The sequence below is a fragment of the Deltaproteobacteria bacterium genome, from assembly GCA_009929795.1.
Lineage (GTDB): Bacteria > Desulfobacterota > Desulfovibrionia > Desulfovibrionales > Desulfomicrobiaceae > RZZR01.
The window spans coordinates 1-6,829 of sequence record RZZR01000121.1 but is presented as its reverse complement, the minus strand read 5'-3'; the positions used below and the strand labels follow the sequence as shown (position 1 = coordinate 6,829).

Below are 6,829 nucleotides of genomic sequence, written 5' to 3'. Positions count from 1 at the left end.
TCGTAGTCGAGGATATGCCCGCCGCTGGTTGCTACGATGCCGATACCTTTAGCGCAGTCCATGGGGCTGCCCCCGCCCACGGCCACGATCCCGTTGCACCCCCCGGCCAGATAGGCCTCGGCACCGGCCATGACCTCCTCGGTCCTGGGATTGGGCGTGATGTTCGTGAACATGTCGTAGGCGATTCCTTCGGACTCCAGGGATTGTCTGATTTCGCCGACCCAGCCGGCCGCGACCACCCCGGGATCCGAAACCAGGAGAACCTTGGCCAGGCCAAGATTGCGGGCGAATCCGCCGGTCATGGTCCTGGCCTTAGCCCCGAAAACGATTTCCGGAGCCACGAATTTCCTGAGCTCCAACCCGCTCCCCATCACGATCTTCTCCTGTTCGCCTGCAGATCCCGGAAGGTCCGGAACCGCCTGATGTCAGAACATAGCCCGGGTTCACCCTCCCTGACAAGAGACTCACTCCCCCGCATCGACCCGGCCGACGTTGACGGAAGGCCAGGACATCAATACCCTGCCATGGTTTCCCACCGCAACCCGAACCCATGGAAGACCACATGCTCCAGACCAATCTACAGGCCCTTTTCGAGCCCAGTCAGGTTGCCGTCGTCGGCGCTTCGGCCAATCCCGGCAAAATCGGCCACTCGATCATGGCCAACATGCTCGAGGCCGAATTCGGCGGGAACCTCATACCGGTCAATCCCAAGGCCGACGACATCCTCGGCCGGAAATGCGTCCACAGGATTCCCGACCTTCCTCGGGGCCTTGATCTTGCCGTCATCGCCGTCCCTCGGGACGGAGTGATCCCGAGTCTGAAGGATCTGGCTTCCATCGAAACCAAATCGGTCATCGTCATCACCGCAGGGTTCAAGGAGGTCGGCCGGGAGGGACACTATCTCGAGGAGGAAATGATCGGCATCTGCCGGAAGAGCGGCATGGCTCTCATCGGTCCCAACTGTCTGGGGGTCATCAACATCGCCGCCGGCCTGAACGCCTCGTTCGCCGCTGGAACCCCCAAGGTCGGGAACATCGCCTTCTTCTCACAGTCCGGAGCCCTGTGCACGGCCATTCTGGACTGGGCCCTTGGCGAGAACATCGGCTTTTCCAAGTTCGTCAGCCTGGGCAACAAGGCGGTCATCAACGAGGCCCACATGCTCGACTACCTGGGCAACGACCCTGCCACGAGCATCATCCTCGGCTACATTGAGAACGTCAGCGACGGCCGCCGCTTCCTCGAGGCCGCCCGGGCCACGACCGTCAAGAAGCCCGTGGTCCTGATCAAGTCCGGAACCACGGCTGCCGGAGCCAAGGCCGCCTCCTCGCATACCGGGGCCATCGCCGGTTCCGACCAGGCCTATTCCGCAGCCTTCAGACAATGCGGCGTCATCCGGGCCCTGGATATTTCGACCCTTTTCAACCTGGCCCAGGCCTTTTCCTCCCAGCCTCTGCCCCTGGGGCCGAACCTTGGCATCGTCACAAACTCCGGCGGGCCGGGTATCATGACCGCCGACGCCTGCGAACGCTCCAGTCTAAACATGGCATCCATCTCCCCGACCATCGTCGAGCGGCTCCAGGCCGTGCTCCCACCCTACGCCAACTTCTACAATCCCGTGGACATCATTGGCGACGCCGGGGCCGAACGCTACGGCAAGGCCATCGAGATCGTCCTCCAGGATCCCCACGTCCATTCCCTCCTGGTCCTTCTGACGCCGACGGCCCAGGCCGCCGAGGAATTGGAGCCCATCACCCGCTCCATCATCGAGGCCGCCAAGACCGGAAAGAAGCCGGTCTTTGCCAGCTTCATGGGCAAAAAGCGGATTTCCGTCGGCCAGAAAATGCTCGTGGAGGCCGGCATCCCCTGCTACGACTTCCCAGAGCCGGCCATCGCTTCCATTGAGGCCATGCACAAGTACGCCGACTGGCAGAAGTCCCCGGCCCCGGCCTTTGAGACCATGGACGCAGACAAGGAACTCGTCGCCCGGATCATCCAGGAGGCCCGCTACCAAAACAGCCTGGACATCGTCGAATTCCAGGCCCACGAGATCCTTCGAGCCTACGATCTGCCCGCGCCCAAGACCATCCTGGCCCGATCAAGCGCCATGGCCGTGCGGGCCGCCCAGGACATCGGCCATCCGGTGGTCCTGAAAATCGCCTCGCCCCAGATTTCTCACAAAAGCGATGTTGGCGGGGTCAAGGTCAATCTCCAGAACGACGATGACGTCCTCAAAGCCTTCAGGGACATCACCAGCCGGGCCCAAAGACTCAGGCCCGAGGCCTACATCACCGGATGCCTGGTCCAGGAGATGGCCCCCAAGGGAGCCAAGGAGATCATCGTCGGCTTCAAGCGTGACGAACAGTTCGGCCCGCTCCTCATGTTCGGCCTCGGCGGTATCTACGTCGAGATATTGAAGGACATTTCCTTCCGCCTGGCCCCCCTGAGTCGCCAGGATGCCCAGAACATGATCCGGGAAATCCACTCCTACATGCTCCTCAAGGGGGTCCGGGGCGAAAAATCCGTCAAGTTCTCAGCCATCGAGGATATTCTCCTGGCCATGTCCCAATTGGCCCTTGATTTTCCGGACATCTGCGAGGCCGAGTTCAACCCCGTGCTGGTCACGGCCGACAAGGCCCTGGTGGCCGACGTCCGTCTGACCCTCTGCCCTCCGCCCCGCACTGATACCGAACATCTCGACGCCTCGGAGGATCGCCCATGAGCGAACACCCCCCCGATCTGTCGGCACTGAGCTTCGAGCAGGGTCTGGACCGCCTGCGGGAAATCGTCTCCGCCCTGGAGGACGGCAATCTTCCGCTGGACAAGGGAGTCGACCTGTACAGGGAAGGAGCCGCCCTGGTCCGCTCCTGCCGGACCCAGTTGGAAAAGGCCCGTTACGAGGTCTCCATCCTGCAGGGCGAAGAATGGAAACCCTTCATCGGCCACGGGGAAGACGATGCCCGTTAATGTGCGCGAGAATTTGGCCGCCCGGGCCCGGGACGTCGATTTTTTCCTGGGTCAATGTCTCAAGGGTCGTCACATTCCCTGTTCCCTGGTCACGGCCATGGAGTACAGCCTGCTGGCCGGCGGAAAAAGACTCCGCCCGGTTCTCTGTTTGTCCTGGGCCGCCCTCTGCAGTCTGGACCCGCAACAGGCCATGCCCTTTGCCGCAGGCATCGAATGCATCCACACCTATTCCCTGATCCACGACGACCTGCCGGCCATGGACAACGACGACCTGCGCCGGGGCAGACCTTCCAGCCACAAGAAGTTCGACGAGGCCACGGCCATCCTGGCCGGTGACGGCCTGCTGACCGAGGCCTTCACGCTCATGCTCTCCTGTCCCCGTCCGCCCGATCTGGTCCTCAAGGCCACGGAGGCCATGTCCCGGGCGGCCGGACCCAGGGGCATGGTCGGAGGCCAGATGCTGGACATGGAATGGACAGGGGACCGGGTCCCGGGAAAACCCATCGGCATGGACAACCTGCGGAGCATGCACACCATGAAGACCGGGGCCATCATTCGGGCCTCCTGCCTGTGCGGGGCCATATTGGCTGGAGCCCCCAAGGACATGACCAGCCGGGCCGACGGATACGGTGAGGCCCTGGGCTTGGCCTTCCAGATCACCGATGACATCCTGGACGTGATCGGAGACCAGAACAGCCTCGGCAAGCCCGTGGGCAGCGACCAGGCAAGGGGCAAGACCACCTATCCCTCTCTGATCGGTCTGGATGAGAGCAGAAGGCTGGCCGCCGATGCCGTTCGGGAAGCCCTGGACTGTCTGGAAGGTCTGCCCACCCTGCCCGAGGTTGATTTCCTGTCCCGACTGGCCAAATATATTCTCCAACGAGCTTCCTGATCCTGTGCCCATGACAACAAAACTCCACCCAGACTCCCCGACCGGACCCAAAGGCGGCATCCAACCGACCCTGACCGCCATCACCCGGCCGCAAATGCTGAACGACTTCACGCTGAGTGAATTGACCGATCTTGCCCCGATTCTCCGGGAAACAATCATCCGCACCGTGTCGGCCACCGGGGGCCATCTGGCCCCATCCCTGGGCACCGTCGAACTGACCCTGGCCCTGCTCAAGGTCTTCGATCCCGGCCAGGACCGAATCATCTGGGACGTCGGCCATCAGGCCTATTCGTACAAACTCCTCACTGGCCGGGCCGACCGGTTCCACACCCTCCGCCAAGCCGGAGGCATCAGCGGATTTCCCAAGATCTGCGAAAGCCCCTTCGATCATTTCGGAGTCGGCCATTCGAGCACGTCCATCTCCGCGGCCCTAGGCATGGCCGTGGCCCGGGACCAGCTCTTCCAGACCCACTCAGTGGTCGCCGTCATCGGCGACGGATCCATGACCGCCGGCCTGGCCTACGAAGGCCTCAATCAGGCCGGAGACCTGGGAAAGGATCTCCTGGTGGTCTTAAACGACAACGAAATGTCCATCTCCAAAAACGTCGGGGCACTGTCCTCCTTTCTCAGCCGCCACCTGACGAACCGCTGGGTGGTCCGGCTCAAGAAGGAGACCGAGAACTTCATGCGCCAGATTCCCAAGATCGGGGACGACTTGGCCGAATACGTCCAAAAGGGCGAAGACTCACTCAAAAGCTTCTTCACCCCGGGCATGCTCTTCGAGGCCTTCAAATTCACCTACCTCGGACCCATTGACGGCCACGACATCAAGGATATGATCAGGGTTCTGGAAAGGGCCCGAGAACTCGAAGGCCCCGTTCTGGTCCACGTTCTGACCAAGAAGGGCAAGGGCTACGAACCGGCCGAAATGAACCCGACCTATTATCACGGTGTCGGCTGCTTTGAACCGGAGACCGGTACAGCCGCCAAATTCTCCCCCGGCGAGAGCCTGTCATACACCGAGGTCTTCGGGTCCACGCTCTGCGCCCTGGCCGAAAGAAACGACCGGATCACGGCCATCACCGCGGCCATGCCCGAGGGGACTGGACTGTCCGAATTTGCCCGCCGCTATCCGTCCCGATTCTTCGACGTCGGCATCTGCGAGCAGCACGCCGTGACCTTTGCTGCCGGCCTGGCCCGTGAAGGCTTCAAGCCCGTGGTCTCCATCTATTCGACCTTTCTACAGCGGTCCTACGACCAGGTCGTTCACGACGTCTGTACCCAGAATCTGCCCGTGGTCTTCTGCCTCGATCGAGGAGGTCTGGTTGGCGAGGACGGACCCACGCACCACGGGGCCTTCGACCTGAGCTATCTGCGGCATATCCCGAACATAAAAATCATGGCCCCGGCCGACGAGGCCGAACTCCGGGTCATGTTGGTCACGGCCCTGTCCATGTCCTGTCCGGTGGCCATCAGGTATCCTCGGGGGTGCGGCCAGGGCCTCCCACTGACGGAGGATCCGGAGCCCATCCCCGTTGGCCGGGGACTCGTCCTTCGACAAGGGCCTGACGCCATGGTCGTGGCCCTGGGCAGCTGCGTTCAGCCGGCCCTGGATGCTGTCAAGGACCTGGCCGAGAACACCGACCTCGACATCGGCCTTCTGAACGCCAGATGGGTCAAGCCTCTCCCCGAGAAAGACCTGAAAGCCATTGCCGCGAGTCATAATCGCATCCTCGTCGTCGAAGAAAACGTCCTGGCCGGCGGGTTCGGTTCGGCCGTCCTCGAATTTTTATCGGACCACGGCCTCATGTCCGGCTTGACCGTCCGCCGTCTCGGCCTACCCGACGAATTCGTCGAGCACGGCCCCCAGAAATGGCTCCGGGCCAAATGGGGTCTGAACAAGGATGGCATCAAGGCAAAGCTGGTAGACCTCTGCACCCCCAAGCAAGGAGACGCTCCATGACTGAGAACGTTCTGGATCTCGAGGCCGAACTTCGGCAGCTCAAACTCGACGAACACTGCATCGGATTCGCCGGATTCAAGGCTCGGCTCGAAGGCCACGCCTCACCCCGGGAGGGATTGATCAAGATCTCGTCGGATACCCGGGTGGACAGTCATGGATACCTGACCCTGAGCTTCCTCATGGACATCGAGGGCGACAGGGCCCTGGGGCGAGATTTCGCCAAGATCGTCGGATCCCTGAAAGACGCTTTGCTCACCCGCCACCTGGGCCCGACCTTCTTCAACGTCGTCATCTCCGAGCTCGGAGACGAGCGATCCGAAGACTGGATCCTCATGGATGTCGACCTCTTTTTCCGCAATCTGACCGGCCGGGAAAAAGGCTTGGTGGAAAACCAGATCATTCCTGCCCTGGGCAAGCTTCTGGGGCTGAAGATCGAGCCGCCTCAATGGTTCGACGAGGATGACAACGCCCCCTCGACGTCAATGTTCACGAAATTTTCCCGCAGTCTTGGGGCTTTTTTCTCCCGGAAAGACTGAGCTGGCGGGCCCATCAGGGCCAGGGCTTGAAAACGGGCTTGCCATGCCCGTCGAGATGATTATACTTAAAGAAGTTCTTTGACAGGGGGCGCCATGGTTTCGACGGGGATGGTTGAAGCCGGGGTAGCAGGCCGAGGTGCCGTGGGGACCTCGTTAAACACGCGGCACAGCGATAATTGCCAACGACAATTACGCCTACGCAATGGCTGCCTAGAAAACAGCCTTTGCATTGACGGCAGAGACCGTCACGTTTCATGCGGTGGACGCCCGATAAACCGCCTGAAGCGTCATCCTTTTCGGGCTGGCTGTTGACGTTTGCCGGGAGCGTCACGCAGCGAGACACATCCAGGCTGGCCAAGGGGAGCCCGTTCGGAGGCCAACCCCGAGGCGAGAACCTAACTCCGAAATAAGCCTGTAGAAGCCTTGAGTGGAGCGTTCTCGGACGCGGGTTCGATTCCCGCCGCCTCCACCATT

Annotated in this window: 6 protein-coding genes and 1 other RNA gene; 6 read left to right on the top strand and 1 reads right to left on the bottom strand. The window is 61.7% G+C overall.

The annotated features are described in order from the left end of the window. A partial coding sequence (locus EOM25_11055; protein ID NCC25713.1) for an iron-containing alcohol dehydrogenase occupies positions 1 to 371 on the bottom strand: 371 nt, incomplete at its 3' end. 191 nt (positions 372 to 562) lie between these two features. Between EOM25_11055 and EOM25_11050 the strand changes: the two genes are divergently transcribed. The 6 genes from EOM25_11050 (at position 563) to ssrA (ending at position 6,827) form a co-directional block, all read left to right on the top strand. Then, positions 563 to 2,719, top strand: a complete 2,157-nt coding sequence (locus EOM25_11050) for a CoA-binding protein (protein NCC25712.1) — start codon at positions 563 to 565, stop codon at positions 2,717 to 2,719. Further along, positions 2,716 to 2,964: an exodeoxyribonuclease VII small subunit gene (gene xseB, locus EOM25_11045; protein NCC25711.1), complete on the top strand. Its 249-nt coding sequence runs from the start codon at positions 2,716 to 2,718 to the stop codon at positions 2,962 to 2,964. The genes EOM25_11050 and xseB overlap by 4 nt, the downstream gene beginning before the upstream one ends. Beyond that, positions 2,954 to 3,856 (top strand): polyprenyl synthetase family protein, encoded by a 903-nt coding sequence (locus EOM25_11040; protein NCC25710.1) that lies wholly within the window; start codon positions 2,954 to 2,956, stop codon positions 3,854 to 3,856. Before xseB ends, EOM25_11040 begins: the two co-directional genes overlap by 11 nt. A 10-nt stretch (positions 3,857 to 3,866) precedes the next feature. After that, positions 3,867 to 5,819 carry a 1-deoxy-D-xylulose-5-phosphate synthase gene (gene dxs / locus EOM25_11035; protein NCC25709.1) on the top strand — a complete coding sequence of 651 codons (1,953 nt, stop codon included), beginning with the start codon at positions 3,867 to 3,869 and terminating at the stop codon, positions 5,817 to 5,819. Further along, positions 5,816 to 6,355: a hypothetical protein gene (locus tag EOM25_11030; GenBank protein NCC25708.1), complete on the top strand. Its 540-nt coding sequence runs from the start codon at positions 5,816 to 5,818 to the stop codon at positions 6,353 to 6,355. The genes dxs and EOM25_11030 overlap by 4 nt, the downstream gene beginning before the upstream one ends. An 84-nt stretch (positions 6,356 to 6,439) precedes the next feature. Beyond that, positions 6,440 to 6,827: a transfer-messenger RNA gene (gene ssrA / locus EOM25_11025) on the top strand. Positions 6,828 to 6,829: the final 2 nt, after the last annotated feature.